This is a genomic window from Lapillicoccus sp., from assembly GCF_046595215.1.
In the GTDB taxonomy this organism is placed as follows: domain Bacteria; phylum Actinomycetota; class Actinomycetes; order Actinomycetales; family Dermatophilaceae; genus Lapillicoccus.
The window spans coordinates 22,133-48,675 of the sequence record NZ_JBKJPP010000024.1 but is presented as its reverse complement, the minus strand read 5'-3'; the positions used below and the strand labels follow the sequence as shown (position 1 = coordinate 48,675).

The following is a 26,543-nucleotide window of genomic DNA, read 5'->3' as shown; positions in this document are numbered from 1 at the left end:
GCGGAATTTATCGGACTAGCCTGCTCCTTCGTCGTCAAGCGACTCGAGCCAGTCGAACGCGTTCGCGACGGCTTGCTCGTCGGTTCCGAGGAGGTGGAGGCTCATTCGGATCAGTGCGTTGAGCGCAATGACCCATGACCTGGCGAGTTCGACGTTCCCGCCGTAGGAAAGGTCGAGGCTCGGGATGAGGTGGCCGCGGTGGATGATGTGGAGGATGTGGAGGCACCGCTCCATCGAGTGGATTTCGATAGACCACCATTCAGAGTGGGCAACACCGCTCTAGTAGTTGGTAAGTGTGCCGGTAGAGGCCTAGCAAGCCGACATCATCAACCATCTCTCGAAGAGATTTACCTTCCGCGAACGTGCCTCGCATGTCTACGACGACGTAGTCGTTGTGGCTTGCGGCCGCGATCGCCCGGCGTCTCGGGATGAGCCAGCCGACGGTCGATGCGGAGTGGTTCCGGGGCAACCGCGCCATCAGGGACTTCATGGTCACCACGCGGGGCCCAAATGGTGTCATCGACTCCCTGCTCGACGGGCAGACGGCCCTGCGGCAGGCGCGGGCGCAGCCCAACGGACAGCAGGCACAGCGGGCCGAGGCGCCGAGAGAGCCCGGGCCGGGCGGGGACAACCAGGTCCGCCGGCTGAGCCCGCAGCACCGGTCCAACGTGGCCAGGGCTCGGCTCCAGGCCGTGCGTGAGGACCTGCAGCGGGAGCCCCGAGGCTTCCGCACGCCGTCTGAGTCCGCCTGGCCCCGACCCGGGCCGACCCCGCGCAGTCGGCTGGGCCGGGTCGCTCCCGGCGACGTCAGCCGAGACAGGTGACCTCGCGCAGTTCCTGCCCGATCGCGGTGACGATGAGTCCGAGTGAGACGGCACCGGGGTCCGGGGTCCCCACGCTGCGTTCGGCCAGCGGCCGGGCCCGACCGATCTTCGGGACCAGCGGCGCCGTGGCCTCGGCGGCGGTGACGGCCTTGCTGGCGGCCCGTTCCCACGCCACGCCGAGCGGCGCGCCGCCGGCCACCTCGTCCACCAGGGAGTCGACGAAGGGGAACAGCGCGTCGAGCATGGTCTTGTCGCCCAGGCTGGCCTTGCTGAACCGCTGGAGGTCGACCGCTGAATGCTTGACCGCCGCGGCCACGCTCGTCGCGGTGACGGCCTCGGTGTTGCCCAGCGCGCGCCCGACACCGTCGAGCAGCATCCCCCATAGGACCCCGCTGGTCCCGCCGGCGCGGTCCCCGAAGGCCGCCCCGGCGGCGCCGAGCACGCTATGGACTCCCCCGTCGGCGTCGTTCGCGGCCGCGAGTGCGGCGGTTGACCCGCGTGACATGCCGATGCCGTGGTCGCCGTCCCCCGCGATGGCGTCGATCTCGCCGAGGTAGTCCTTGTTGGTCTCGACCACCGCGTGGAGCGCGGCGACAGCGCGGCGGGCGACCCGGCCGGCGGCGATGGACGCCTCGCTCCCCTGCTCGTCAGCCTCTGGTGCCACCTCTGCGGCGACTACGTGGTGCCGGGAGAATTGGCTGCTCTCGGCGACGGCGCCCCGTCGGAAGGCGGGGGTCTGCGCGGGCGCGGTCCACAGCCGCTCGAGCTCGTCGTCGAGCCAGGTCACCGAGATCGAGCAGCCGGCCATGTCGAGGCTGGTGACGAGTTCGCCGACCTCCGGCATGACCAGCTCGACCCCCGCCTCCTGCAGCAGCGTAGAGACGTTACCCCAGAGGGCGAACAGCTCCTCGTACTTGGTCGCTCCCAGCCCGTTGAGCAGCACCGCGGCCCGCCCGCTCGCGTCGGCGGGACGCTCCGCCACGACGGTGCGGACCAGCTCCTCGGCCAGCTCTCGCGCCGGCATCCAGGGCCGCGACGAGATGCCCGGCTCGCCGTGGATGCCTAGCCCAAAGTCCATCTGGCCGTCCTCGACGACGAACAGCGGCTTGTGTGCGCCGGGGAGCGTGCAGCCCTCGAACGCCACCCCGAAGGAGAAGGTGGCGGCGTTCGCGGCGCGCATGACTCGCTCGACCTCGTCGAGAGACAAGCCCTCCTCGGCTGCCGCGCCGCCGATCTTGTAGACGGTGAAGGTGCCGGCGATGCCGCGCCGCTTCTCGTGCTCCTCGACCGACGCGGAGGCGATGTCGTCGGTGACGAAGACGATACGGGTGTCTATCCCCTCGGCGATGAGCCGATCCCGGGCGAGGCCGAAGTTGAGCCGGTCTCCGGCGTAGTTGCCGAACGACAGGATGACGCCTGCGCCGCCGTCGGCCGCCTTCGCCACCCGGTAGACCTGCTCCGCTGAGGGCGAGGCGAAGATGTCGCCGAGGACCCCGGCGTCGGCGAAGCCAGTGCCGACGACCCCGGAGTAGGACGGGTAGTGCCCTGATCCCCCGCCGATGAGGAGGCTGACCTTGCCCTCTAGGGGCCCGCCGGCGCGGGTGAAGCCGGACGCGCCGGTCACCCGCTGCACATACTGCGGGTATGCCGCGGCGAAGCCGTCGAGGACCTCGCTCCGGAAGTCGGCAGGGTCGTTGTAGACGTGGGTCATGCTGGGTTCCCTCCATTGGCGTGACGGCGTCGGCGGCCGCTGAGGTTCGTGACGGCGGTGGACCGGCTAGACGGCGGACGGCTCGACGATCTGGGCGATCTCGTAGGAGACGCCCATGTCGCTCCACGCTGCAAGGATCCTGGGGTCCGCGCCGGGGTCGGTGATGATGAGGTCGAGATCGGTGAGGGAGGCGATCTTGAGCAGCGCCTTCTGGCCGAGCTTTTTGTGGTCCACGAGGAGATAGCGTCTGCTGGCCGACTCGAGCATCTGACGCTTGAGCATCATGATCTGCTCTTCCTGGTGGTACATGTCCATGGTGGAGACGGCGGACGTCGACATGAACAGGGCGTCGACGTGCAGGCCGCGCACCTGCTCGTTGGTCTGCACCCCGACGAACGAGTCGTGGGCGACGTCGTAGCGGCCGCCGATGCCGATGACAGTGAGCCCGTCGTTGGCCTTGGCGAGCTCGGTGAGGCTGCGCAAACCGGTCACGAACGGGGTGGCCACGTGCAGCGGAACGAGGTCGGCGAAGCCGTCGATCATCCGCATCACCGTGGTGCTGTCGTCGAGCATCACCGACTCGCCCGGCTCGACGTACTTCAGTGCTGCGGCGGCGATCGCGGCCTTCTCGACCGCCATGGTGGCCAGCCGGTGCGACATCTGGGACTCGAAGACCCCCGATGGCTGCGCCGTGACGCCGCCGTGGAACTTGCGAACCATCCCGCGGCGCTCGAGCTCGTCGAGGTCGCGGTGGATGGTGACGATGCTGACCCCGAACCGCGCGGCCAGGTCCTGGGGAGTGGCCACCCCGGCCGCCACGAGCGCCTCGGTGATGAGCTGCTTGCGCTGCTCGGTCTTGCGCTTGCGTGACCCGACGCTGGCCGGCGGATACTCCAGCTGTGTCACCGTGGTCTCCTGGATGCGAGGTCGCACACACCTTTCGGGCATGTCCGAATTCAGTATGCCGTGCCGACGAAGGGACGTCCCTCCGTCGGGCCCAGCCGCCGAGAGCGGCGGCCGGGCCCGTCGAGCTCACTGCGGGACGAAGTTGTTGAACTTCGAGGCGTTGGCCTTGTTGATGAGCACGCAGTCGAGAGCCTGCTTCTCGTCGGCGACGCCGGTCTTCCCGCTCTTGATGACGCCGTCGAGTTGCGTGACGGCCTTCTTCGTGCCGGCGACGATGGGTTGCAGCACGGTGGCGACCATGTCACCAGCCGTCACGGCGTTCACCGCGTCCTGGTTGCCATCGAAGCCGAGCACCTTGACGTTGGCCAGCTTGCCGGCGGCCTTGAGGGCGTTGATGGCCCCGAGGGCCATCTCGTCGTTGCCTGCGATGACTCCCGTGATGGTGGGGTGCGCGGAGAGCAGGGCCTCCATCTTGTCCTGCCCCTGCTGGCGGTCCCAGTTGGCGATCTCCTTGCCGACCTGCTTGAGGTCGGGGTACTGGGCGATGACGGCCTTGTACCCGTCGGAGCGCACCTGTGCGTTGTTGTCGCTGGGATCGCCGAACAGCTCGACGAACTCGCCCTTGTAGTTCATCGCCTTCGTCCACTCCTCGGCGCCGACGGTCGCGCCCTGCGCGTTGTTGGAGACGATCTGGGCCTTGGCCAGGCCGGTCTTGTTGATCTCCGCGTTGATGAGGACGACCGGGATCTTGGCGTCGACGGCCTTCTGCACCGCTGAGATGCTCTCCTTGGCGCCCGCCGGGTCGAGGATGATGCCGGCGACCTTGCTGTTGATCGCCGTCTCGATGAGTGACTCCTGCTGGTCAGGCTTGTTCTTGTGCGCCCCGGTCGTCGTCTTGTAGCCCAGGGCCTCGGCGGCGGCCTTGGCCGTGTCGACCTCGGCCTTCCAGTACGGGTTCGACGGGTCCACGGTGATGATGGCGATGGTCCCGCCGGCGGCCGCACCGCCGCCCCCGCTGGCGGCCGTGCTGGCCGCAGGTGCGGACGTGCCAGGGGTGGAGGTGTTGCCGCAGGCGGCCAGACCTGCGAGGGCGGTGGCCGCGATGAGGATGCGGGCCGTCTTGCTGGCGATCATGAGGTTCCTTTCGAGGGATGACGGGTGTTGCGGTGCGATGGGGAGGTCTCGCGTGAGGTCAAGCGGCGGCTTCAGGCGATGCGGGCGTCGACGGTGTCGACGGCGTGGACGGTGTCCTCTTCTGCACGCTCGCCACCGCCCGCCGGGCGTTGCGACGCCGCTGGGCGATCTGCTGGATCTGGTCGACGGCGACCGCGAGGATGATCACCGCGCCGGTGACGACCTGCTGCCAGAAGGGGGAGACGCCGATGATGACCAGCCCGTTCGCGAGGAACCCGATGACGAAGGCGCCGATGATGGTGCCGCGGACGGTGCCCCGGCCACCTGACAGCGCGGCCCCGCCGATGACGACGGCCGCGATGGCGTTCAGCTCGTAGAACTGGCCGAGGTCAGCGGTCGAGGCGCTGATGTTGGCGATCTGGAGGATCCCGACGATGGCTGCACACATGCCGGAGAGGACGTAGATGCGGGTCTGGACCTTCTTGACGGGCACTCCCGACAGCTGCGCGGCGCGGGGGTTGCTACCGGTCGCATACAGCCACCTGCCGAAGGGCGTGCGGGTCATGAGGATCGAGAAGGCGACAGCGAGGACGACCATGACCCACGCCGCCAGCGGAATCCCCAGGGGCTTGGATGCGAACGTCTCGAGGAACCCGGTGTTGTCCAAGCCAGGCTGGCCGCGTAGCTCGTCGGTGATGTTCTGGCCATTGAGGAACACCTGGGTCAGCCCCCGGGCGACGTAGAGCATGCCGAGGGTGACGATGAACGGGGCCAGGTTCAGCCGCGAGATGAGCAGCCCGTTGATGAGCCCGATGAGCATCCCGACAGCCACCGCGAGCACGACGATGACCCAGACCTTCGGCAGCATGATCGCCTCGCTCAACGGCAGGTGCAGACCCCGGAACAGGTTGCCGGCGATTGCACCGCTGAGGCCGACGGTCGACCCGACGGACAGGTCGATGCCGGCGTTGAGGATGACGAGGAGCATGCCGAGAGCGATGATCGCGTTGAAGGCGACCTGCTTGGTGATGCTCGTGAGGTTTCCGGCCGTGAGGTAGTTGCTGCTGAGCACGGAGAACAGGACAATGATGATGATGAGCGCGATCAGCGCGCGGCCCTCGACGAGCAGGGCGTTGACGTTGATGCGGCTGGCCTTGCCCTCCGCCGCGGGGGCCGGGGCGCCGGCGGGGGACGCGGACGCAGTGGTCGTCTGCTGGCTCATCGGGGGTCTCCGTTCGGGTCGTAGTCGGTGCCGTGTTCGCCCGACGCGGTCATCAGCTCGTCGCGGGTGCAGCTGCGGGGGTCGAACTGGCGGACGATCCGGCCCCTGCTCATCACGAGGATTCGGTGGGAGGCGGTCAGCGCCTCACCGGCCTCGGAGGTGACGTAGAGGACGGCCAGGCCGCGGCGTGCCTCCCGGAACAGCAACGCGAAGATCTCGCCCTTCGCGCCGACGTCGATGCCGCGCGTCGGCTCGTCGAGGAGCAGGACCTTGGGGTCGGCCATGAGCATCTTGGCGATGACGACCTTCTGCTGGTTCCCGCCGGACAGCGAGGTGATCGGGGCGTTCGGCCCGGACGTCTTGACCCGCACGTCGAGGCTCTGCCTGGCGATCGACGCCTTCTCCTTGCCGAGCTCGATGAACGAGTTCTTGACCCGGTTCAGCAGGCTGGGCAGGGACATGTTGCGCCCGACCGACATCATCTGGATCAGCCCGTCGCGCTGCCTGTCCTCGGGCACGAGGCCGAGACCCAGGCCGATGCGCTCCTGCACCGTGGTGCCCGCGATGTCGTTGCCATCGAGGAGGATCCGTCCCGTGGACACGGGGTCGCGGCCCGCGAGGGCCTCCATGAGCTCGGTTCGCCCGGCGCCCATCAGTCCGTAGATGCAGACGATCTCGCCCCGGCGCACCTCCAGCGAGACGTTGTTGACCGCGACGCGACCGGCCTCCGCGTCAACGACGGTGACGCTCTCGACGGACAGGGCGACGTCTGCGTAGTCACGTGGCTCGTCGCGGAAGTCGTAGTCGGCGTCGCGGCCGACCATCTGACGGACCACCCACGGCAGGTCGATCCGCTCGGCCACCTCTGTCGCCACGAGGGCGCCGTCGCGGAAGACCACCGCGTAGTCGGCGATCTCGATGGCCTCCTCCAGGTGGTGCGAGATGTAGACGATCGCGACACCGTGGCTGGTCAGCTCGCGGATGACCTTGAACAGGACCTCCACCTCGGTTGCTGACAGCGCGGACGTGGGCTCGTCCATGATGAGGATGCGCGCGTCGGCGGCCAGCGCCCGGGCGATCTCGATGATCTGCTGCTGCCCGACCCGCAGGTCCTGCACCAGCGTCGTGGGCCGGATGGGCTCCTCGAGGCGCTCCATGAGCTGGGCGGTGATCTCGTGCTCACGCGTGTAGTCGATGGCCCCGGTCCTGGTCCGCAGCTCGCGGCCGATGAAGATGTTGTCGCGCACGTTGAGGTTCGCGCACAGGTTCAGCTCCTGGTGGATGATCGAGATCCCTTGCGCGACGGCATACGTGGTCGAGTCCAGCCTGACCACCTCGCCGTCCAGCTCGATGTGGCCGCCCGTGGGCGTCTCGACCCCGGAGAGAATCTTCATCAGGGTCGACTTGCCGGCCCCGTTCTCCCCGAAGAGCACGGTCACCTTGCCTCGGCGGACCTCGAAGTTCACGCTCTTGAGGGCGCGCGTCACCCCGTAGGTCTGGCTGATGTCGACGGCCCGCAGGACCACCTCGCCGTCCGCGGCCGCCACCATGTCGGTGGGCTCGGCTGGCGCGGTCGGGGCGGCGCTCATGACGCGACCTCGATCTTGACGGGCTGGATGTTGACCGGCTTCGCGGTGGGGACGGTGTTCGAGCCGGGCGAAGCGGTGATACCGATGACCCCGGTGACCGTCACCGTCTTGCCCTTAAGCTTCGTGGGGTCACCGGCCGGGGCGACCACCTTGCCCTGCATCAGCTTCTTGAGCTCGTCGCCGACGTACTGGAACTGGGTCTGACCGGGCGCCTCGGCGAACTTGAAGCCCATCGCGTCGCGTAGGACGGTCCCGTTGATCGCGGCCGTCGTCGGCACGAGGATCGTCGACCCGGCAGGGAGCCCGGTGATCTGGAGCCTGATGTCGTCGGCGGTGGTCACGTCGCCCACGATGCCCGTGGCGGTGACCGCGAAGACGTAGGAGTTCTCCGCGGGGCTGACCGCGCCGTACTTGGCCGCGGCGCCCTTGATGTCGGCCTGGACGGCGGGCAGCACCTCGGTCAGCGGCTTGCCCTTCGATGCCACGTCGGTCTGGGCCTTCGTGAACAGGGTCGCGGCCGTCTGCGCCGGGTCGAACGGCTTGGGGCCGATGTTGGCGAGGGCCTGCGGTGTGAGGAACTTCGTGTTGAGCAGCATCGCCACGACGAGGGCGAGCAGCAGCACGAGCCCGATGAGACGGGTGCGACTGTGCCGGAGAGCTGTCACGGAACGCTCCTACATCGTTGGAGAGCGATAAAACTACGTTGTTAACGTGAAAGTTACACCTCAGACCGACAACCTACAAGCGTTCGCGACACCTCCGGCCACGTTGTGGTCACGGGACTGCGACTGTGCTGGCCGCCTGCGCCGCCACCGAGAGGAACCGGGCGGCGTCCCAGCCGGCTCGGCCGACGAAGAGCCCGTCGGTGTGGGGGATCGCCAGCAGCTCCACCGCGTTCGACTCGTCCACGCTGCCCCCGTAGAGCAACGCGCGCGGCGGGCGGCCCTCCCCCAGCTCGGCGAGGAGCTGCGACAGGCTCGCCATCACCGGTGCAACCTGCTCGGTCGTCGGGCGGCGACCGCCGGCGCCGATCGCCCAGACCGGCTCGTAGGCCACGAGGATGTCTGCCACCTGCGCCGGCTGCACGGCCGCCAGGGCCGCACGCACCTGGGCGGAGACGAAAGGCCACGCGTCGCCAGCCTCCAGCACTGCCAACGGTTCGCCCACGCAGATCAACGGAATGAGCGCGTGATCGAGAGCGGCGCTGGCCTTCGCCGCGACCGTCGCGTCGGTCTCGCCGAAGTGCTCCCGCCGCTCCGAGTGGCCCATCTCGACGATGCGGGCGCCCGCGTCCTTGGCCATCCTCATCGAGATCTCCCCGGTGCCGGCGCCTTCGGGGCCCCAGTGCGCGTTCTGGGCACCCAGCAGCAGCCGGTTCCCACGCGGCATACGGTCCCGGACCGCCGCCAGTGCGGTGTGGGCCGGCAGCACGAAGAGCTGCACCTCCGTGCCGACCGTCGCTCCGCAGACCTCGTCGATATAGCTGCGCGCCTCGTCGAGGGTCTTGTTCATCTTCCAGCTCGTCCCGACCCACACCGTCGATCTCAACATGTCACTCGTCGCCATGTCACTCCTACACTCGACATTGGACTCGCTGATTCGCGCAAATTCTATGTTATTTTCCCGCTCGATGGTGTTAGATTGGAAACGGAACCGAGGGAACATCCCCATGTGGCCCCCTCGGCAGGCGCCCTGGGAGCCCGGCCACCCGGTGGGGCAGGCGCCGTCCCCCTCGACCTCACCTAGGAGAACCTGATGGCTGACAACGACGTCGTCGACCCGCCCACGACCATGACCGCCGTGGTCTGCCACGCCCCGGAGAACTACCGGCTCGAGCAGGTGGGGACCCCCCAGGCCGGTGCCGGTGAGGCGCTCGTCAAGGTCGAGGCGGTCGGCATCTGCGCCAGCGACCTCAAGTGCTACCACGGCGCCGCGAAGTTCTGGGGCGACGAGAACCGGGCGGCCTGGGCCGAGACCGAGGTCATCCCGGGCCACGAGTTCGTCGGCAGGATCGTCAGTCTCGACGACGAGGCGGCGCAGCGGTGGGACGTCGCCGTCGGCGACCGGGTCGTGGCCGAGCAGATCGTCCCCTGCGGGGAGTGCCGCTACTGCCAGCGCGGGCAGTACTGGATGTGCGGACCGCACATCATGTTCGGGTTCAAGCGCAAGACGCCGGGCGGCATGGCCAGCTACATGGTCTTCCCGCGGGAGGCCCGGGTGCACAAGATCAGTGGCGACGTGCCGCCGGCCCACGCGGCCTTCGCGGAGCCGTTGTCCTGCGCCCTCCACGCCGTGGAACGGGCCAACATCGTCTTCGAGGACGTCGTCGTCGTCGCTGGATGCGGCCCGATCGGTCTGGGCATGATCGCCGGCGCGGCCGCGAAGTCGCCCGCGGCCATCGTCGCCCTCGACATGGCCCCGGCGAAGCTTGAGCTGGCGAAGAAGTGCGGCGCCACGCACACCGTCAACATCGCCGAACAGGACCCCCTCCCCCTGGTCCAGGAGCTCACCGGCGGCTACGGAGCCGACGTCTACCTCGAGGGCACCGGCCACCCTTCGGCGGTCCTGCAGGGCCTCAACCTCCTGCGCAAGCTCGGCACCTACGTCGAGTACAGCGTCTTCGGCTCGGACGTCACCGTCGATTGGTCGATCATCAGCGACGACAAGGAACTCGACGTCCTCGGCGCGCACCTCGGCCCGCACTGCTGGCCCGCGGCCATCCGGATGATCGAGTCCGGAACCCTGCCCATGGACGAGATCTGCACCCACCAGCTCCCGCTCAGCCAGTTCCAGCAGGGCCTCGACCTCGTCGCGGCCGGCGACGCCTCGATCAAGGTGTCCCTCATCCCTGAGTGACCCTGTCGGTCCACGGCCCGGTCACCCTCAAGAACCTCAAAGGGAGCTACACATGGTATCCGACCAGACGACGTCGGACGACGTGACATCCGAGGACAGCACGTCCACGGCGCCGCCCCGTTACCGCCTGCTGATCGGCAGCGACTCGGCCGGCGCCGACTACAAGGCCGTCCTCGCCGACGACCTCTCGCGCGATGAGCGGGTTGCCTCGCTGGTCGACGTGAGCAGCCTCAACGAGCTGGCCGACGACGCCTCCTACTCACAGGTCGGCATCCTCGCGGGGCAGGCCATCGCCCGCGGGGACGCCGACCGGGCGATCCTCATCTGCGGCACCGGCATCGGGATGGCCATCTCCGCCAACAAGGTGCCGGGCGTGCGGGCCACGGTGGCCCACGACTCGTTCAGCGTCGAACGCTCGATCCTGTCCAACGACTGCCACGTGCTGACGATGGGCCAGCGGGTCATCGGTCTCGAGCTGGCCCGGCGCCTGGCGCGCGAGTGGCTAGGCTACGAGTTCGACCCGGCCTCGCACTCCGCCGCCAACATCGACATCATCACCGGGTTCGAGGGTGAGGACGCGGCGTGGGACGGCCAGGAGGTGCCGACGGGGTCCATCGACGCCGGTGCCGTCGAACCACCACACGGCGTGCGACGTGCCGGGGCCCCGACGACCTGACAGCCCGCGAGAGGTTCAGCGGATCAGGTCGGCGATGGGCGACAGGGCCCCGTGTCATACCTCGCCAGCTACGCCGGGCGACATCGTGGCACGCTGGAACGGCAGAAGGATGGTCGCACCGGTCATGGAGTCACCTCACGCGGCGACCTAACAGAAGGCCCAGCCCCCGCCCGCCGCCCAAGCGTCCAGTCACCAGAACCGCATCGACGTTAGTCCCAAGTGACTGGCCCTGCAGGCGGCGGTAGGACGCACGGCAAGGTTGGCGGGCGGCTCGGCCTGGCTCCTCGTCGCGGTCAAGGGTGTGGCAACCTGAGCGAGTGCCCAATGTCGAGTCTCTTACGGTCTGGGACCGACTGCGCGCATACGCAACGACTGCGTCTGGGCCATTCACCTTTCAGGAGGTGCTGTCCTGGTTCAGACGCCACCCGCCATCGAGAGCCAACGATCGAAGACGCCGACTCTTGGGGTGAAAGACGTGGCCTTCAATGTATCTGGTTCCAGCTCAGGAGATGCCAGGTCACCGTCCGAGTTGCCCCATCGTTCGGAGCTCAAGTGGGCTCTACCCGATCTGCTTGACGCCGTGCCACGGCCACACTCAGGACCGCCCCAGCTTGCGCATCGCGACCAGCGCCAGGGTCAGCCCGCGCGTCCACTGCTCGTCGGACAGGCCGAGGGCGGGCGCGAACCCCACGAGGTGCTGCGCGGTGACGTTCTGCGACTCGGTGTACTTCCGGATCCCCTCTGCGCCGTGCCGGCGGCCCAGCCCCGAGTCCTTCATCCCGCCCATGGGGGCGGCCGTCGAGGCCCACGCCGCGGCATACCCGTCGTTGATGTTGACCGTGCCCGCCCGGATCCTGCGGGCGATGGCGCGCCCACGCCGCACGTCCCGGGTGAAGATGCTCGCGTTGAGCCCATAGTCGGAGTCGTTGGCAAGCCTGACCGCCTCGTCGTCGCTCGCGACGCGGTAGACCGAGACGACCGGCCCGAAGGTCTCCTCGTCGCGGCAGTCCATCGCCGCGGTGACGCCCGCGAGGACGGTGGGCTCGTAGAAGTACGGCCCGAGGTCGGGTCGGGCGCGCCCACCGACCAGCACGCAGGCGCCCTTGCTCCGGGCGTCCTCGACGTGGGCGACGGTGCGCTCGAGCTGTCCCGGAGACAGGAGGCTGCCCATGTCGATGCCGTAGGCGAGCTCCGGCCCGAGCCGCATCGCGCGCACGGCGACGACGAATCGCTCGAGGAACTCGTCCGCGATCTGCTCGTGGAGGATGAGTCGCTCGGTGTGCATGCAGAGCTGTCCGGCCGAGGCGAAGGCGGAGCGCACGGCGCCGGCAACGGCCTTGCCGAGGTTGGCGTCGGCCCGGACGTAGAGGGAGTTCTTCCCGCCGAGCTCGAGCGAGACCCCGACGAGCCGCTTGGCCGCGGCCTGCGCGACGAGGCGCCCCGTCGCGGTCGAGCCGGTGTAGCAGACGTAGTCGGTCGTCTCGACGACCGCCTGCCCGACGCTCTCGCCGTCGCCGAGCACGACCTGGAGGACCCCCTCGGGCAGGCCGGCCTCGGCCAGGAGCTCGACCCCCTTGAGCGCTGTCAGCGCCGTCTGCAGGTCGGGCCGCAGGACGACGGCGTTGCCGGCGAGCAGGGCCGGGATGAGGTCGGTGATCGCGAGCGAGAAGGGGTAGTTCCACGGCGAGATCACCCCGACGACCCCCTTGGGATGGAGCAGCTCGACGCTCTGGCTGAGAAGCGGGAAGGCGCCGGCGTGGCGCTGCGGACGCAGGTATGCCGCGGCGGAGCGGGCATAGTGCCGGGCGCAGATGGCCGTGTCGGCCACCTCCTCGAACGCGTGGGCGCGCGCCTTGCCCGCCTCGAGCTGGACGAGGTCGAGGATCTCGACCTGGCGCTCGAGGACGAGGTCGTGCAGCCGCAGCATGATCGCCGAGCGCACCTCCAGCGGCGTCCGGGCCCAGCCACGCTGGGCGGCGCGGGCCGCGCACACGGCGACCGCGACGTCGGCCGGGGTGGACAGAGGGAGCGACGCGATCGGCGCGCCCGTCATCGGGCTCGTCATCGTGCGCCACTGCGGGCGGGGTGCGCACACCACTCGGGAGGTGAGGCGACGCGCCGTCGACGGCTCCACGGCATACGTTGCGGAGGCGTCGGTCTCGGGGTCGGCGATCGTGTCGGGGGCCATGGTGCCCAAGGGTAGGTCTCTGACGGAGGGCGAGCCACCGACGACGGGGCCGAGGATCAGACCTGCTGGTAGGGCGCGACGACGACCTCGACGCGCTGGAACTCCTTGACGTCGGAGTAGCCGGTCGTGGCCATCGCCCGGCGCAGCGCCCCGATGATGTTCGTGGTGCCGTCCGCGACGTGACCGGGCCCGAAGAGGATCTCCTCGAGCGACCCCGTCGCCCCGACCTCGACGCGCTCACCGCGCGGGAGCTCTCCGTGGTGGGCCTCGGGGCCCCAGTGGAACCCGGCGCCCGGGGCGTCGGTCGCCCGCGCCAGCGCGGCCCCGAGCATCACCGCGTCGGAGCCACAGGCGACCGCCTTGACGATGTCACCGGACGTGCCGACCCCACCGTCCGCGATGACGTGGACGTAGCGGCCCCCGGACTCGTCGAGGTAGTCCCGTCGGGCCGCCGCGACGTCGGCGATCGCCGACGCCATTGGTGCGTGGATGCCGAGGGTGCGCCGGGTGGTGTGGGCCGCCCCTCCCCCGAATCCGACGAGGACGCCCGCCGCGCCGGTGCGCATGAGGTGCAGGGCCGCGGTGTAGGACGCGGCGCCGCCGACGATGACGGGCACGTCGAGCTCATAGATGAACCGCTTGAGGTTGAGTGGCTCGGCCCGGCCGGAGACGTGCTCGGCCGAGACCGTCGTCCCGCGGATGACGAAGAGGTCGCACCCGGCGTCGACGACGGTCTTCCAGTGCTGCTGGGTCCGCTGCGGGCTGAGCGCGCCGGCGACGGTGACCCCCGCCTGGCGCAGCTCACGCAGCCGCTCCGAGATGAGCTCGGGCTTGATCTCCTCGGCATAGATCTGCTGCATGCGGGCCGTTGCCTTGGCCGGCTCGAGCCCGACGATCTCCTCGAGGAACGGCTCCGGGTCCTCATATCGGGTCCACAGCCCCTCGAGGTCGAGGACCGGGAGCCCGCCGAGCCTGCCGAGGGTGATCGCGGTCCGCGGTGACATTACCGAGTCCATCGGCGCCGCGATGACGGGGATCTCGAAGTGGTAGGCGTCGATCTGCCACGAGACGGAGACCTCCTCCGGGTCGCGGGTGCGCCGCGAGGGCACGACAGCGATGTCGTCGAAGGAATAGGCCCGGCGGCCCCGCTTGCCTCGGCCGATCTCGATCTCAGTCACCGCGCAAGGCTATCGGGAGGTCCGGGTGTGCGCAGAGGGTGTGATGGCGCCGCCGCGGTCGTCGAGGGACCTGCACGCCTACGCTCGGACGGTGACCCCGGACGAGCTCGCGCAGCTGGTCGGTGCGGTGCTGGTGGAGGCCGTCGCTGCTGGCGACCTCGACGTCGACCCCCGGGCCCGGGTCGTGGTCACCAGGCCTGGCCCCGGGGGCCACGGCGACTGGTCGACCCCGATCGCCCTGCGGCTGGCTGCCGCCGCCGGTATGCCGTCCACCCACCTCGCCGAGCTGCTCGCCGAGCGGCTCGGGTCGGCGCCGGGCATCAGTCGGGTCGTCGTCAGCGGGGACGGGTTCCTCGACATCACCGTGTCCGACGACCCGGCCGACGCGGTGGTGGCGGCCGTCCTGGCGGAGAGGACGGCATACGGCCGCGGTGGTGACGGCGCCCTGGTGCTCGGTCCCCCGCCGACGTGGGTCCAGGCGGCCGTCAACATGCCGCGCACCCTCGCCAACCCGGTGCTGCTCGTCCAGCTCGCCCACGCCCGGCTCACCAGGCTCACCGACCACCGTGCGTCCAGCACGACGGTGGCTGGGACCGTCGACGTGCCGGACGCCACGGACAGATTGGTGACGGGGCCGAGGCAGGGGCTGGTCGGACTGCTCGCGGACGTCCCCGGCGTCGTGGACCGGGCAGTCGGTGCCGACGATCCCGCCGTCCTTGGTCGCCACCTCGAGAGGGTGGCCGCGGCGGCGCTCGCCTGGCTGCAGGTGGCGCCGAGCCAGGAGCCAGCACTGGCGGAGGCCGCACGCGTGGTCCTCGCGAACGGGCTCCGCGTCCTCGGCACGGCAGCGCCCGAGCACATCTGAGCTGGCCGGCCCGGGTTGCGGGCTCGGCCCGGGCTCAGCCTGCTGGCAGCCAGCCGCTGCGGACCTGCCAGTGGCCACCGGTGCGGAGGTGGCGGACGACCGCCTTCTCCAGCCGGGTGCGCTGTGGCAGCGACCGCACGGGTGTCGTCGTGTCGCCAAAGACGAACTTGCGCACCGACAGGTCTCCGTCCTCGGCGCGCGGCGGCCCGAGGGCGAACCGCCTCTGGAACGCGACGACGTTGCTGTCCGCAGGGAGGTGGTCGGCCAGCCGGGGGTCGAGCAGCCACGAGTGGCAGGTCATGCCCACCGGGCGCTCGTCGCGGAACCGCCGCCGGAAGAACGTCCGGGCCGCCGTCAGGGAGGCACCCACCGCCTCCGGATCGAGTCGGGCACCGGTCTCGGGGACGTGCAGGTTCAGCGTCAGATCGCCCGGACCGCAGGGGAACCCGCTCATGCGCAGCTCCGCACCCAGCCCCTCCCCGAGGATCACGCGCTCGTACTGCAGACGGCCGATCTGGAAGAGGGCGCCGTGCAGGTGCCGGGTGAGCCAGCCGGCGAGCTCGTCCCCGAGACCGGGCTCGCCCTCCCAGACCCGGTTGCGAGCCAGCATCCGCCCCACGTCCGCCAGCGTCGCCGCAGTGACGTCCTGGGCCACCCCGAGGGAGCGGTGGTGGGCGCGCATGTCGGGGAGCACGTCGGCCAGGACGAGCACCGGCAGGTAGCGGGCCACGTCCGTCGGCGCGTCCGGACGGCGGTCGAGGGCCGGGCCGGGTGACGGGTGGCCCATGGCCGCCCGCAGCGGTCCCGCGGCCGCGGCGACCCAGCGGCGCAACCCGTCGTCACGGCATACCGCGTCGTGGGCAGCGAGCAGGGGTGCGACATCGGCGGCGGGGACGTCGAAGAGCCGGATTGCCTCGGCCAGGGCCTGGCCCGGCGCCTCGCCCGGGGCGGTGGCCACGGCGCCGTCAGCGGGTGCTGTAGTTCGGTGCCTCGACGACCATCTGGATGTCGTGCGGGTGACTCTCCTTGAGGCCGGCCGCGGTGATCCGGACGAACTGGCCGCGCTCCTGCAGCTCGGGGATCGTGCGGGCCCCGACGTAGAACATCGACTGGTGCAGGCCACCGATGAGCTGGTGGGCGACCGCTTGCACGGGTCCGCGGTAGGCGACCTGGCCCTCGATGCCCTCGGGGACGATCTTGTCGTCGCTCGTGACGTCGGCCTGGAAGTAGCGGTCCTTGGAGAAGGACTTCTTGCCGCGCGAGGCCATCGCCCCCAGGGAACCCATGCCGCGGTAGGTCTTGAACTGCTTGCCGCCCACGAAGATCAGGTCTCCGGGGCTCTCCTCGCAGCCGGCGAGCAGCGAGCCGAGCATCACCGTGTCGGCCCCGGCGACGAGCGCCTTGGCGATGTCGCCAGAATACTGCAGGCCACCGTCGCCGACGACGGGGACGCCGGCGGGCTTGCAGGCCAACGATGCCTCGTAGATCGCGGTGACCTGCGGGACGCCGACCCCCGCGACCACGCGCGTGGTGCAGATCGACCCGGGCCCGACACCGACCTTGACCGCGTCGGCCCCGGCGTCGACGAGCGCCTGGGCGCCGGCGCGGGTCGCGACGTTGCCGCCCATGACCTGGACGTGCCTGGTGGCGGGGTCGGACTTCAGCCGGGCGATCATCTCGAGCATGAGCCGGGCGTGGCCGTTGGCGACGTCGGGGACGAGGACGTCGACGCCCGCCTCGACGAGGGTCGTCGCGCGCTTCCACGCGTCGCCGAAGTAGCCGATGGCCGCGGCGACGAGCAGGCGTCCCTGGCCGTCGTTGCTGGCGTGCGGGAACTGTTCGGACCGGACGAAGTCCTTGACGGTGATGAGCCCCGCGAGCCGGCCGGTGTCGTCGACGATCGGCAGCCGCTCACGCTTGTGCTGGCGCAGCAGGGAGGTGGCGTCGTCCCGACTGATGCCGACCGGGGCAGTGACGAGCGGCATCGGGGTCATCACCTCGTCGACCTTGGTGCTGGCCCACTCCGCGACCGGGGTGAAGCGCAGGTCGCGGTTGGTGATGATGCCCAGGAGGCGGTTGTCGGCGTCGACGACGGGCAGGCCGGACACGCGGTACTGGCCGCATTTCTGGTCGAGGTCCTCAAGCGTGGCGTCGGCACCGATCGTGACGGGGTTGGAGATCATCCCGGTCTGGGTCCGCTTGACGAGGTCCACCTGGTAGGCCTGGTCGTCGATCGAGAGGTTGCGGTGGAGCACGCCGATGCCGCCCTGGCGTGCCATCGCGATCGCCATCCGGGACTCGGTGACAGTGTCCATCGCGGAGGAGACGAGCGGCACCTTGAGCACAATCTCCCGGGTCAGCTGCGCGGTGGTGTCGACCTCGCTCGGGATGACGTCGGTCTCGCCGGGCAGCAGGAGCACGTCGTCATAGGTCAGGCCGAGGGCGGCGAACTTGGCAGGGACTTCGGACGGACCATGACTCATTGCCAGATTCTAATCGACCCGACCGGCCCGACCCGCCGCGGCAGGTGGCGCGGCGGGAGGCGCGGCCAGCTCATCCGTGAGCGGCGCAGCAGGGGGTCGGGTCCGGCACCTCGAACGGCGCGACGGTCCCCTCCTCGCCGAAGGGGCGCACCTGCAGGACGAGCGCGCCGGCCCGCAGGACCGGGCGAACGAAGTCGCGGGTCACCAGCCGGGTCCCGACGGTCGGGGTGCCGGCGATCCCCTCGACGGCACGGATCGCGCTGAGGGCCGGGACGTCGTCGGTGGCGACCTCACCGGTGAGGCGGCCCTGCCCCGGGAAGAGCACCGCCCGACCGGCCAGGCGCCCGGCGAGCTCGAGGGACGCCTGACCGGCCGCGTGCCGCAGGCCGACGGGGCCAGCGACGTCGACCCGGGGGTCGTCGATCCGGGGGTCGTCGCCCCGAGATCGCACGCAGACGGCCACGTCGCCAGCGCCATGCTCCTGCAGGAGGGCCCACAGCTCGCCGGACCGGCCCACGTCGGCCGTGGTCTCGACGGAGGCGGCCCAGGCCCCGTCGACGACATGCGTGCACGCGAGGACGACCCCGTCGAGGAGCTGGACCGCGACGGCCAGCAGGTGCTCCATCTCGGAGCGGTCCTGCTGGCCCGCGGCCAGCCCGACGCAGGTCGTGCTCACTGACGGGGCATGACGAAGATCGGGTTCGTGTAGAACCACAGGTCCTGCCACGGGTCGGCGTTGCCGAGCGCGTCGACCTTGGGGCCAGACGGGTCGACGGAGGCCCCGAGCAGTCCCGGCGCCGTGCGCCTGCCGTCGCTCCCGCGCAGCCGGACGTAGAACGGGCCGTCCATCCTGGCGAGGTCGTGGGTGAGGCTCACGACGCCGCCGCGGGCCGAGGCCGGGACATCGAAGCTGCGCACGACACGGGTGTCGGGGGCCAGGAACGAGTCGGGATTCGTGACGGGTCCCGTCACCCGTCCCACGATGACGTCGACCTTCTTCAGCACGGGCACGTCGCCGTGGTAGTTCGGGCGGTCGGCGAGGGCGATGTCGATCGTCAGCCGCGGGCGCCGGTTGCGCTCGAAGGTGGCCGTCCCGCCGAGGGTGGTCGCCCCCGAGTCGTCCCCACCCACACTGACCGACAGGCCGCCGATCAGGCCACCGTGGACGACGTACATCCGCCCGGCGCGGATCCCGGCCATGACGGCGCCGTAGGAGAAGTCGGTCGCCCCGACGACGGTGGAGCTGTAGTAGCCCGGCCAGAAGTCGCCGTAGCCGGCGATCGGCGCGCCGGTGTCGACGGGGGCACCCCGGCTGCCGGTCGTGTTGAGGTCGTCGGGGCCCGGCTTGAAGCGGTCACCGTAGATCTGGTGCGAGTCCGAGTTCGCGCTGATCCACCAGCTCTTGCCCTCCGCGAGCAGTGAGTCCCATAGGCCGCCGACGGTCGAGGTCATCCAGTCGAAACCCCCGTAGGTCACGTAGGACTCCGCCGGGTAGCCCGGGAAGCTGGCGGCGGACGGGGCGTTGTCGTAGTAGCCGCGGCCGTTCCTCTCGTGGCCGGCACCGGGGATGGCGGCCGCCTGGTGGCCGGGGGCGCCCTCCATGCCGACGGCGATGGTCGGCTCGGTGTCGCGCCACCCGCGGATCTCGTGGGGGCTGTCGATGCCCTTGCGGGCCGGGTGGTTGGCCAGCATCAGTGCGTCGGCGACCCGCTTCGAGCGCACCGAGGTGCCGAGGAAGGCAAGGCCCGACCGGGCCACCGCCTCGTTCGCGGCGGTCGAGGCGGTGGTGTTGGTGACGACGCCGTCGAAGGAGTTCTCGAACTCCTTCAGCAGCGCCACGTCGCCGTCGCCGGGGGCGACGAACACCGTGCCGTGCTCGGCGGCCGGGATGTTCCACTCCAGGCCCTGGAAGACCAGGGTGCGGGCGTTGTCCTTGCGGGCCTGGACGATGTCGGGGTGGACCTTCTCCACGCCGATCTTGGCGTGGCCCACGCTGCCGTGGTCGGTGATGACCATCCAGTCGAGGCCGTACTGGCTCGCCCTGTCGACCTGCTGCGAGACGAGGTACTGGGCGTCCGGGCTGTACTGGGTGTGAATGTGGTGGTCGCCCACGAGCCACAGCAGGTTCCGCGCGTCGACGGGGCGATGGCCCTGCCCGCGCGGCCCGTGCTCCCGGTCGTCCTCGGAGTCCGCCGCGGCCGACCCGGCCCCCGGTCCGGTCGCCAGGACGCCGGCTCCGGCTGCAGCGGCCCCGAGGAGCCCGGCGCGGTGGAGGAACCCACGACGGCCGAGCTGACCGGGGGAGAGCTCGGAGTCCGGGATCGACAGGTCGAGCGCCGGCGGAAGAATCTCCGGCTCGGGGCCGGCACCAGCCTGGTGGTGCTCGTCCTCGTGGCCTGCCTCGGGCGCGTGGGCTGCCTCGTGCGAGTGGGCTGCCTCGCGCGAGTGGCCGTGCGGGTGCGTGTCGGGGTGCTGGTCGTCAGCCATCAATGCCTCCGTCGAGTTCGAGGCACCATGCGTGCCCTGAGAAGGGTAAGAGCGATGGGCAGCGGCAGGCGGTTGCCACGAGATGAACAGCAGATGAGCAAAGACGAGAAGACCAATTCTTTACGGAGTGTTGACCAAGCCCGGAAGAGGGCAGGAGGGACCCCTCGCTAGCGTCGAGCAGGTGGAGTGGGCCCCCCGGGGCTCAGCCGTGGCGTCCCGCCCGTCCCGAGCACCGACGCCTGCACCACCTCGAATCATGAAGGCGGAGGCATCCAGATGGCAGAGATCTCGCGGTTACCGGGTCCGGTTGCGGACCTGTGGGACTGGCAGCTCAACGGCTCGTGCCGGCGCGAGAACCCGGACGTGTTCTTTCATCCAGAGGGTGAACGGGGACCGGCCCGCCGCGACCGCGACTCGGCGGCCAAGGCCGTCTGCGGGGGCTGCCCGGTGCTCACCCAGTGCCGCGAGCACGCCCTGCGCGTCCGTGAGCCGTACGGCGTGTGGGGCGCCATGACCGAGGACGAGCGAGAAGCGGTCGCCGCCGGCAGCCAGGCGGCCTCCGCCGCCTCCTGAGCCGGCGCCGCCTGCTGAGCCGGCCCCCCGCTCGCGCAGGTGGTCGCCCAATCGCGCCGTCCTGCACACGAGGGCCGCATCCCCGCCTCTCGGCGGTGATGCGGCCCTCGTGCATGCTCCCACGGCGGAGGGCATGTCACCCTCCGCCGGTCAGGAGATCACGGTCAGTGACCGTGTCCGTGTCCGTGTCCGCCACCGGCGGGCTCGGGCTCGGGCTCCTTCTTCTCCACGATGAGGGTGTCCGTCGTGAGGATCATGGACGCGATCGAGGCGGCGTTGCGCAGCGCCGACCGGGTGACCTTGACCGGGTCGATGACGCCGACCTTCATCAGGTCGCCGTACTCGCCCGTCGCCGCGTTGAAGCCGTTGCCGACCTCGAGCTCGGCCACCTTGGAGGTCACCACGTAGCCCTGGACGCCCGCGTTCTCGGCGATCCAGCGCAGCGGCTCCACAGCGGCCTTGCGCACGATCGAGGCACCCGTGGCCTCATCGCCCTCGAGGTTCAGCTCGTCGATGGCCGACACGGCGTGGATGAGGGCCGAGCCGCCACCGGCGACGATGCCCTCCTCGATCGCCGCGCGGGTCGCCGAGATGGCGTCCTCGATGCGGTGCTTCTTCTCCTTGAGCTCGACCTCGGTGTGCGCGCCGACCTTGATGACGCAGACACCCCCGGCGAGCTTCGCGAGGCGCTCCATGAGCTTCTCGCGGTCCCAGTCGGAGTCGGTGCGCTCGATCTCGGCCTTGATCTGGTTCACGCGGCCGTCGACCTCGGACTTCTCGCCGAGACCCTCGATGATCGTGGTGTTGTCCTTGGTCACGACGATCCGGCGCGCCTGACCGAGCACGTCGAGGCCGACCTGGTCGAGCTTGAGGCCGACCTCGGGCGAGACGACCTGACCACCGGTCAGGATGGCGATGTCCTGCAGCATCGACTTGCGGCGGTCACCGAAGCCGGGAGCCTTGACCCCGACGACGTTGAACGTGCCGCGGATCTTGTTGACGACGAGCGTCGACAGGGCCTCACCGTCGACGTCCTCGGCCACGATGAGGAGCGGCTTGCCGGCCTGGACGACCTTCTCCAGGATGGGCAGCAGGTCGGAGATGGCGGAGATCTTGCCCTGGTTGATGAGGATGTAGGCGTCCTCGAGGACGGCCTCCATGCGCTCGGGGTCGGAGACGAAGTACGCCGAGATGTAGCCCTTGTCGAACTGCATGCCCTCGGTGAACTCGAGCTCGGTGACCGTCGTCGAGGACTCCTCGACGGAGATGACCCCGTCCTTGCCGACCTTGTCGAACGCCTCGGCGATGAGCGTGCCGATCGTCTCGTCCTGGGCACTCAACGAGGCAACCGCGGCGACCTCCTTGGTCCCGTCGACCTCACGGGCGTGCTCGAGCAGGCGGTCGTTGACGGCCTGGACGGCCTTGTCGATCCCGCGCTTGAGGGCGGAGGGGGCGGCGCCGGCCGCGACGTTGCGCAGGCCTTCCTTGACCATCGCCTGGGCGAGGACGGTCGCGGTGGTCGTGCCGTCACCGGCGACGTCGTTGGTCTTGGTCGCGACCTCCTTGGCGAGCTGCGCGCCGAGGTTCTCGTAGGGGTCCTCGAGCTCGATCTCGCGGGCGATGGTCACGCCGTCGTTGGTGATCGTCGGGGCGCCCCACTTCTTGTCGATGACGACGTTGCGACCCTTCGGGCCGAGCGTCACCTTGACTGCGTTGGCGAGCGCGTCCACGCCACGCTCCAGCGACTTGCGTGCGGAGTCGTTGAACTCCAGCGTCTTGGCCATGAACTTCCTTTGCGTATGCCGGGTGCTCACCTCGGGGAGGCGCCCGCCGGCTGGTGGTTTCGTTCCTGTGCCGGGCTCGCCCGGGCGGGAGGTGACCCTCACGCCCGGGCGGGCTCACGGCATACCTGCTGTGAAGCGGTGTTGCCTGGGGCTCGTTCAGCCGACGATCGCGAGGACGTCGCGGGCGCTGAGGATGAGGTACTCCTCACCGCCGTGCTTGATCTCGGTGCCGCCGTACTTGCTGTAGATGACCTTGTCGCCGACGTTGATGTCGAGCGGGACGCGGTTGCCCTTGTCGTCGATGCGACCGGGACCAACAGCCAGGACCTCGCCCTCCTGGGGCTTCTCCTTGGCGGTGTCCGGGATGACGAGACCGGACGCCGTGGTCTGCTCGGCCTCGAGGGACTTGACCACAATGCGGTCTTCGAGCGGCTTGATGGAAACCGACACGATGCTGACCTCCCCTTCGGGAATGTCGATACGGATGGGATGTCTTCGTGCCCGGCCGGTCGCCGTCGCGGGGGTCGATCACACCGGGCGGCTGGCACTTCCAGGTGGAGAGTGCCAACGATGCCAAATCTAGGTTCGCGGCTAGCACTCGGTCAAGTCGAGTGCCAGAATGCGGTCGTCCCACGCTCGCCGGGGGCCTGCGAGGATGGACGACATGGACCTCGCCTCGATCGCCCTGCTCGTCGGCGGCGAGGGGTGGGGGCTGCTGCAGTCGCTGCCGCCCTACGACGCCGCGGGTGAGCTCGCCCTCCAGACCCGGCTGCGCTCGGCGGGGTTCAGCGCCGAGGTCGTCTCCGCCGCACTGACCCAGTCCCGGCTGCGGGCCCGCGGTCGGGACAAGCTCGGCGCCTTCGCCGACGGGATGCTCTTCACCCCGGACGGGCTCGAGCAGGCCACCCGGCTCGAGGTGGCCGCCCGGCACGCCTCGCGCTACCTGCGCGCTGAGGTCCGCGCCGTCCACGACCTCGGCTGCGGGATCGGCGCCGACGCGATGGCCCTGGCCGGCCTCGACCTCGCGGTCCGCGCCGTCGACTCGGACGAGGTCACGGCCGTCGTGGCCGGCGTCAACCTGCGGCACTGGCCGGACGCCGACGTGGCCCACGCCCGCGCCGAGGACGTCTCCCTGCCCACCGGGGAGGCCACCCGGCACACGGGCCTCTGGCTCGACCCCGCCCGTCGGGCTCGGGGCGCGGCCGACATCACCGGGAGGACCCGGCGGGTCTTCTCCCTCGACGCAATCTCGCCCACCTGGCACCAGGTGCAGGACTTCGCCCGGGCCGTCCCCGCGACGGGCGCCAAGCTCAGCCCGACCTTCCCGCACCAGGCCGTCCCCGCCGGCACCGAGGCCGCGTGGACGTCGTGGAACGGCGAGGTGGTCGAGTGCGCGGTGTGGTGGGGCCCGCTCGTCCAGACCGTTGGTCGGACCGCGTCCGTATGCCGTGCCGGCAGCGTCGCGGTCACCCTCACCGAGGCGGACGCGGAGGACTCCCCGGAACCGCTTGGATCGCTCGCGGAGATGGGTTCGTATGTCTACGAGCCCGATCGAGCCGTGATCCGGGCCGGGCTGACGGGGGCGCTCGCCAACGCGGTTGACGGGGCCGAGCTCGACCATGGTGTCGGCTACGTCTCGAGCAACCGCGCCCTCGACATCTCCTGGTCCCACCGCTACTCGGTCGTCGAGGCGATGCCCTGGAACGTCAAGGCGCTGCGTGCGTGGCTGCGCGACCACGACATCGGGCGGCTGACCATCAAGAAGCGAGGCGTCCCGCTCGACCCCGACACGGTCCGCAGACAGCTGCGAGTCAAGGGTGCGGGGGAGGCAACCGTGATCCTGACCCGGGTGCGCTCGCAGCCCCACGTGCTCGTGGTCCGCGCAGGCTGACCCGCCGCCGTCCTCAGTGATGTCCCAGCCCCCGGTGCGCTCCGGCGCGCCTGCCAGGGGTGCGACCGCGCCTCAGAGTGCCGGATCGGGCTGGGCGCCGACGCGTCGAACGGCACGCGCGCCGGCTCCGGCGGCCAGGTGCAGGGCACCGGACCGGTCGGCCCCCGCGGCGAGGGCTGCTGCCAACGCGCCGCAGAACGCGTCCCCGGCGCCCGTCGTGTCGAGGACGTCCCCTGCGGCGACGGCCACCCCGTCGACCCGCTCGCCGTCCCACATCGCCCCCGCCGCCCCGAACGTCACGAGGAGCGACGTCGCCACCAGCTCGCCGTCGGCGAGGAGGGCCGCCTCGGACTCGTTGACGACCACCGGGTCGGCGAGCGCGAGGACGTCCGGCGGCAGCCCGGCATACGGCGAGCAGTTGATGACGACCCGCGCCCCGCGCGCGCAGGCCCGCCGGACCGCGATCGCTGCAGTGGTCAACGGAATCTCGAGTTGGACGAGGACGACGTCGCCCGCGGCCAGCTCGTCGAGGGCCGAGAGGGCGCTCTCCCCCAGCTGGGCATTGGCGCCGGGGACGACGATGATGACGTTCTCCCCCGCCTCGTCGACGGTGATCATCGCGTGCCCGCTGGGACCGGCGACGATCTCGAGCCGGGTGTCGATCCCCAGCCCCCGCAGGCGCGCTGCATAGCTGCGACCCGCATCGTCGTCCCCGACAGCGCCGACCATGACCACCTCGGCACCGGCCTCGCGGGCCGCGACGGCCTGGTTGGCTCCCTTGCCGCCGGCGAGCCGCTCGAGGCCTTGACCGAGGAGGGTCTCGCCGGGCTGGGGAAACCGCTCGACGTGGGTGACCAGGTCGATGTTCAGTGATCCGACGACGACGACTCGACCCATCCGGGCATCCTCTCACTCCGCCGGATCCGCCTGCCGTGTCCACCGTGTCCGCCACGCCAGCCGTGCCAGCCGCGCTCGCTGGTCGCCGGCTCAGGAGCCGAGGCGTCCGGCGACGGTGTCGAGCCAGAGGCGGGAGAACCTGGCAGCGTCGACGTCGAGCGCCACGTCGATGACGCCGGGGGCCGGCCCGTGCGGGTCGTGGGCCCGGTCGCCGGACCATTCGCGGCGGTCGACGATCGTCCGGCCCCGTGACCAGCTGCCGGCCAGCTCGACGCGGACCGGTCGCCGCTCACAGGTCAGGGCGTCCCTGTCGATGACGGCGCACACCGCCCCGGCGTCGCCGATCGTCGCTGCTGGCCGGTCGAAGCGCTGGCACTGGAACGCGATGAGCCGACCCCCGAGCTCGGCGCTCCCCCGGCCGCCGGCAGCGACGAGCTCGGCCGCCTCGGCACGGGAGACGGTCGGGGCGTAGAAGACGTCGAGGCCATACATCGTCACCGGGATCGCGAGCTCGGCGGCCGCGTCGAGGGTCATCGCCGCGGCCTCCGGGTCATGGAAGATGTTGAACTCGGCCGAGGCCGTCGCGTTGCCGACCGCGACGGCGCCACCCATGAACAGGATCTCTCGAATCCCGTTGGCCACCAACGGATAGGTCCGCAGGAGCAGGGCGATGTTGGTCAGCGGCGCGAGGGGCACCAGGGTCACCGACTCGCCCGCAGCAGCGGCGGACAGCAGGACGTCGCGAAGCAGCTCGACCGCGTGCCGCGGATCCGGGACCCGCGAGGAGCGCGGCCAGTCGAGGTCGCCCATCCCGTCCTCGCCGTGGACGTGGCGGGCGTGGGCCGCCGGCTCGAGGAGTGGCCGGTCCGCGCCCCTGGCGACGGGGACCTCGGCTCGCCCGGCGGCGTCCAGCACGGTCAGGGTGTTGGCCACGACGTCGTCGACGGGCGCGTTGCCACCGACGCAGGTCACCGCCCGCAGGTCGAGGGCCGGGTGCGCAGCGGCGAGCAGGATCGCGCACGCGTCGTCGACCCCCGTGTCCACGTCGAGCACCACCGGCCTGCGGGATGACGACGACCCGGTCGAGGCCCGGGCGCCGGGCAGGGAATCGTCGACGGGCATGCTCACGACGCTACCGCCAGATGACCGGCGGTCCGGGTGACAGGGCGTCAGGAGGCCGACCGCGCCGGCCTCGACGGTGGTTCTCGGGCCGGGCCACGCAACAAGCCCACCATCCACGAGCCGGTGCGGCCTCCAGAGCCGTTGTGGCCCCCCCGGC

24 protein-coding genes are annotated in these 26,543 nt (G+C 70.5%); 6 read left to right on the top strand and 18 right to left on the bottom strand.

All coding sequences use genetic code 11. The features are described from left to right. Positions 1-15: 15 nt before the first annotated feature. A complete protein-coding gene (locus ACLL9L_RS02480) occupies positions 16-234 on the bottom strand; it encodes a hypothetical protein (RefSeq protein WP_411283063.1) in 219 nt (72 codons plus the stop codon). Between the two features lie 194 nt (positions 235-428). Here ACLL9L_RS02480 and ACLL9L_RS02475 point away from each other — a divergent pair, with 194 nt between their 5' ends. After that, entirely contained in the window at positions 429-824 is a 396-nt protein-coding gene (locus tag ACLL9L_RS02475) for a hypothetical protein (protein WP_411283062.1), read from the top strand. Here the strand turns inward: ACLL9L_RS02475 and ACLL9L_RS02470 are convergent. From ACLL9L_RS02470 to ACLL9L_RS02440, 7 genes are all read right to left on the bottom strand, one after another. After that, positions 808-2,535 carry a dihydroxyacetone kinase family protein gene (locus ACLL9L_RS02470; RefSeq protein ID WP_411283061.1) on the bottom strand — a complete coding sequence of 576 codons (1,728 nt, stop codon included), beginning with the start codon at positions 2,533-2,535 and terminating at the stop codon, positions 808-810. The genes ACLL9L_RS02475 and ACLL9L_RS02470 overlap by 17 nt on opposite strands. A gap of 66 nt (positions 2,536-2,601) precedes the next feature. Continuing rightward, positions 2,602-3,441, bottom strand: a complete 840-nt coding sequence (locus tag ACLL9L_RS02465; protein ID WP_411283060.1) for a DeoR/GlpR family DNA-binding transcription regulator — start codon at positions 3,439-3,441, stop codon at positions 2,602-2,604. Positions 3,442-3,567: 126 nt separating this feature from the next. Then, the gene (locus tag ACLL9L_RS02460) at positions 3,568-4,575 is read right to left on the bottom strand and encodes a D-ribose ABC transporter substrate-binding protein (protein WP_411283059.1); all 1,008 of its coding nucleotides are present in this window, start codon (positions 4,573-4,575) and stop codon (positions 3,568-3,570) included. Positions 4,576-4,633: 58 nt separating this feature from the next. After that, positions 4,634-5,797, bottom strand: a complete 1,164-nt coding sequence (locus tag ACLL9L_RS02455) for an ABC transporter permease (RefSeq protein WP_411283058.1) — start codon at positions 5,795-5,797, stop codon at positions 4,634-4,636. Then, a complete protein-coding gene (locus ACLL9L_RS02450; protein WP_411283057.1) occupies positions 5,794-7,386 on the bottom strand; it encodes a sugar ABC transporter ATP-binding protein in 1,593 nt (530 codons plus the stop codon). Before ACLL9L_RS02450 ends, ACLL9L_RS02455 begins: the two co-directional genes overlap by 4 nt. Further along, on the bottom strand, positions 7,383-8,051 hold the full coding sequence (locus tag ACLL9L_RS02445) for a DUF2291 family protein (RefSeq protein ID WP_411283056.1): 669 nt from the start codon (positions 8,049-8,051) through the stop codon (positions 7,383-7,385). Before ACLL9L_RS02445 ends, ACLL9L_RS02450 begins: the two co-directional genes overlap by 4 nt. A gap of 109 nt (positions 8,052-8,160) precedes the next feature. After that, positions 8,161-8,952 carry a triose-phosphate isomerase gene (locus ACLL9L_RS02440; protein ID WP_411283055.1) on the bottom strand — a complete coding sequence of 264 codons (792 nt, stop codon included), beginning with the start codon at positions 8,950-8,952 and terminating at the stop codon, positions 8,161-8,163. A 189-nt stretch (positions 8,953-9,141) separates the two neighbouring features. Between ACLL9L_RS02440 and ACLL9L_RS02435 the strand changes: the two genes are divergently transcribed. After that, positions 9,142-10,242 carry an alcohol dehydrogenase catalytic domain-containing protein gene (locus ACLL9L_RS02435; protein ID WP_411283054.1) on the top strand — a complete coding sequence of 367 codons (1,101 nt, stop codon included), beginning with the start codon at positions 9,142-9,144 and terminating at the stop codon, positions 10,240-10,242. A 52-nt stretch (positions 10,243-10,294) separates the two neighbouring features. Continuing rightward, complete coding sequence (locus ACLL9L_RS02430) at positions 10,295-10,918, top strand: RpiB/LacA/LacB family sugar-phosphate isomerase (RefSeq protein WP_411283053.1); 624 nt, start codon at positions 10,295-10,297, stop codon at positions 10,916-10,918. Positions 10,919-11,513: 595 nt separating this feature from the next. Here ACLL9L_RS02430 and ACLL9L_RS02425 read toward each other — a convergent pair. Together ACLL9L_RS02425 and ACLL9L_RS02420 are read right to left on the bottom strand one after the other, a co-directional pair. Then, a complete protein-coding gene (locus ACLL9L_RS02425) occupies positions 11,514-13,106 on the bottom strand; it encodes a succinic semialdehyde dehydrogenase (RefSeq protein WP_411283052.1) in 1,593 nt (530 codons plus the stop codon). Between the two features lie 56 nt (positions 13,107-13,162). Continuing rightward, a complete protein-coding gene (locus ACLL9L_RS02420) occupies positions 13,163-14,284 on the bottom strand; it encodes a GuaB3 family IMP dehydrogenase-related protein (protein ID WP_411283051.1) in 1,122 nt (373 codons plus the stop codon). A 91-nt stretch (positions 14,285-14,375) separates the two neighbouring features. On the opposite strand from ACLL9L_RS02420, the gene ACLL9L_RS02415 reads away from it, so the two are divergent. Then, entirely contained in the window at positions 14,376-15,149 is a 774-nt protein-coding gene (locus ACLL9L_RS02415; RefSeq protein WP_411283050.1) for a hypothetical protein, read from the top strand. Between the two features lie 34 nt (positions 15,150-15,183). Here the strand turns inward: ACLL9L_RS02415 and ACLL9L_RS02410 are convergent, their stop codons facing one another. The 4 genes from ACLL9L_RS02410 to ACLL9L_RS02395 all read right to left on the bottom strand — a co-directional run bounded on the left by ACLL9L_RS02410 (position 15,184) and on the right by ACLL9L_RS02395 (position 20,119). Further along, entirely contained in the window at positions 15,184-16,107 is a 924-nt protein-coding gene (locus ACLL9L_RS02410) for an acyltransferase domain-containing protein (RefSeq protein WP_411283049.1), read from the bottom strand. 7 nt (positions 16,108-16,114) lie between these two features. Further along, positions 16,115-17,632: an IMP dehydrogenase gene (gene guaB / locus ACLL9L_RS02405; RefSeq protein ID WP_411283048.1), complete on the bottom strand. Its 1,518-nt coding sequence runs from the start codon at positions 17,630-17,632 to the stop codon at positions 16,115-16,117. A 70-nt stretch (positions 17,633-17,702) separates the two neighbouring features. After that, a complete protein-coding gene (locus tag ACLL9L_RS02400; protein ID WP_411283047.1) occupies positions 17,703-18,308 on the bottom strand; it encodes a hypothetical protein in 606 nt (201 codons plus the stop codon). Further along, positions 18,305-20,119 carry a PHP domain-containing protein gene (locus ACLL9L_RS02395; RefSeq protein WP_411283046.1) on the bottom strand — a complete coding sequence of 605 codons (1,815 nt, stop codon included), beginning with the start codon at positions 20,117-20,119 and terminating at the stop codon, positions 18,305-18,307. The genes ACLL9L_RS02400 and ACLL9L_RS02395 overlap by 4 nt, the downstream gene beginning before the upstream one ends. A gap of 276 nt (positions 20,120-20,395) precedes the next feature. Here ACLL9L_RS02395 and ACLL9L_RS02390 point away from each other — a divergent pair, with 276 nt between their 5' ends. Then, positions 20,396-20,692, top strand: a complete 297-nt coding sequence (locus tag ACLL9L_RS02390; RefSeq protein ID WP_411283045.1) for a WhiB family transcriptional regulator — start codon at positions 20,396-20,398, stop codon at positions 20,690-20,692. 164 nt (positions 20,693-20,856) lie between these two features. Here ACLL9L_RS02390 and groL read toward each other — a convergent pair whose 3' ends face one another. Then, the gene (gene groL, locus ACLL9L_RS02385) at positions 20,857-22,476 is read right to left on the bottom strand and encodes a chaperonin GroEL (protein WP_411283044.1); all 1,620 of its coding nucleotides are present in this window, start codon (positions 22,474-22,476) and stop codon (positions 20,857-20,859) included. 156 nt (positions 22,477-22,632) lie between these two features. Beyond that, the gene (gene groES, locus ACLL9L_RS02380; protein WP_411283043.1) at positions 22,633-22,926 is read right to left on the bottom strand and encodes a co-chaperone GroES; all 294 of its coding nucleotides are present in this window, start codon (positions 22,924-22,926) and stop codon (positions 22,633-22,635) included. A gap of 214 nt (positions 22,927-23,140) precedes the next feature. Here groES and ACLL9L_RS02375 point away from each other — a divergent pair, with 214 nt between their 5' ends. Continuing rightward, positions 23,141-24,367 carry a THUMP-like domain-containing protein gene (locus tag ACLL9L_RS02375; protein WP_411283042.1) on the top strand — a complete coding sequence of 409 codons (1,227 nt, stop codon included), beginning with the start codon at positions 23,141-23,143 and terminating at the stop codon, positions 24,365-24,367. 72 nt (positions 24,368-24,439) lie between these two features. Here the strand turns inward: ACLL9L_RS02375 and ACLL9L_RS02370 are convergent, their stop codons facing one another. Further along, positions 24,440-25,264 (bottom strand): ribokinase, encoded by an 825-nt coding sequence (locus ACLL9L_RS02370; protein WP_411283041.1) that lies wholly within the window; start codon positions 25,262-25,264, stop codon positions 24,440-24,442. A 90-nt stretch (positions 25,265-25,354) separates the two neighbouring features. Next, a complete protein-coding gene (locus tag ACLL9L_RS02365) occupies positions 25,355-26,386 on the bottom strand; it encodes a nucleoside hydrolase (RefSeq protein WP_411283040.1) in 1,032 nt (343 codons plus the stop codon). Positions 26,387-26,543 lie beyond the last annotated feature (157 nt).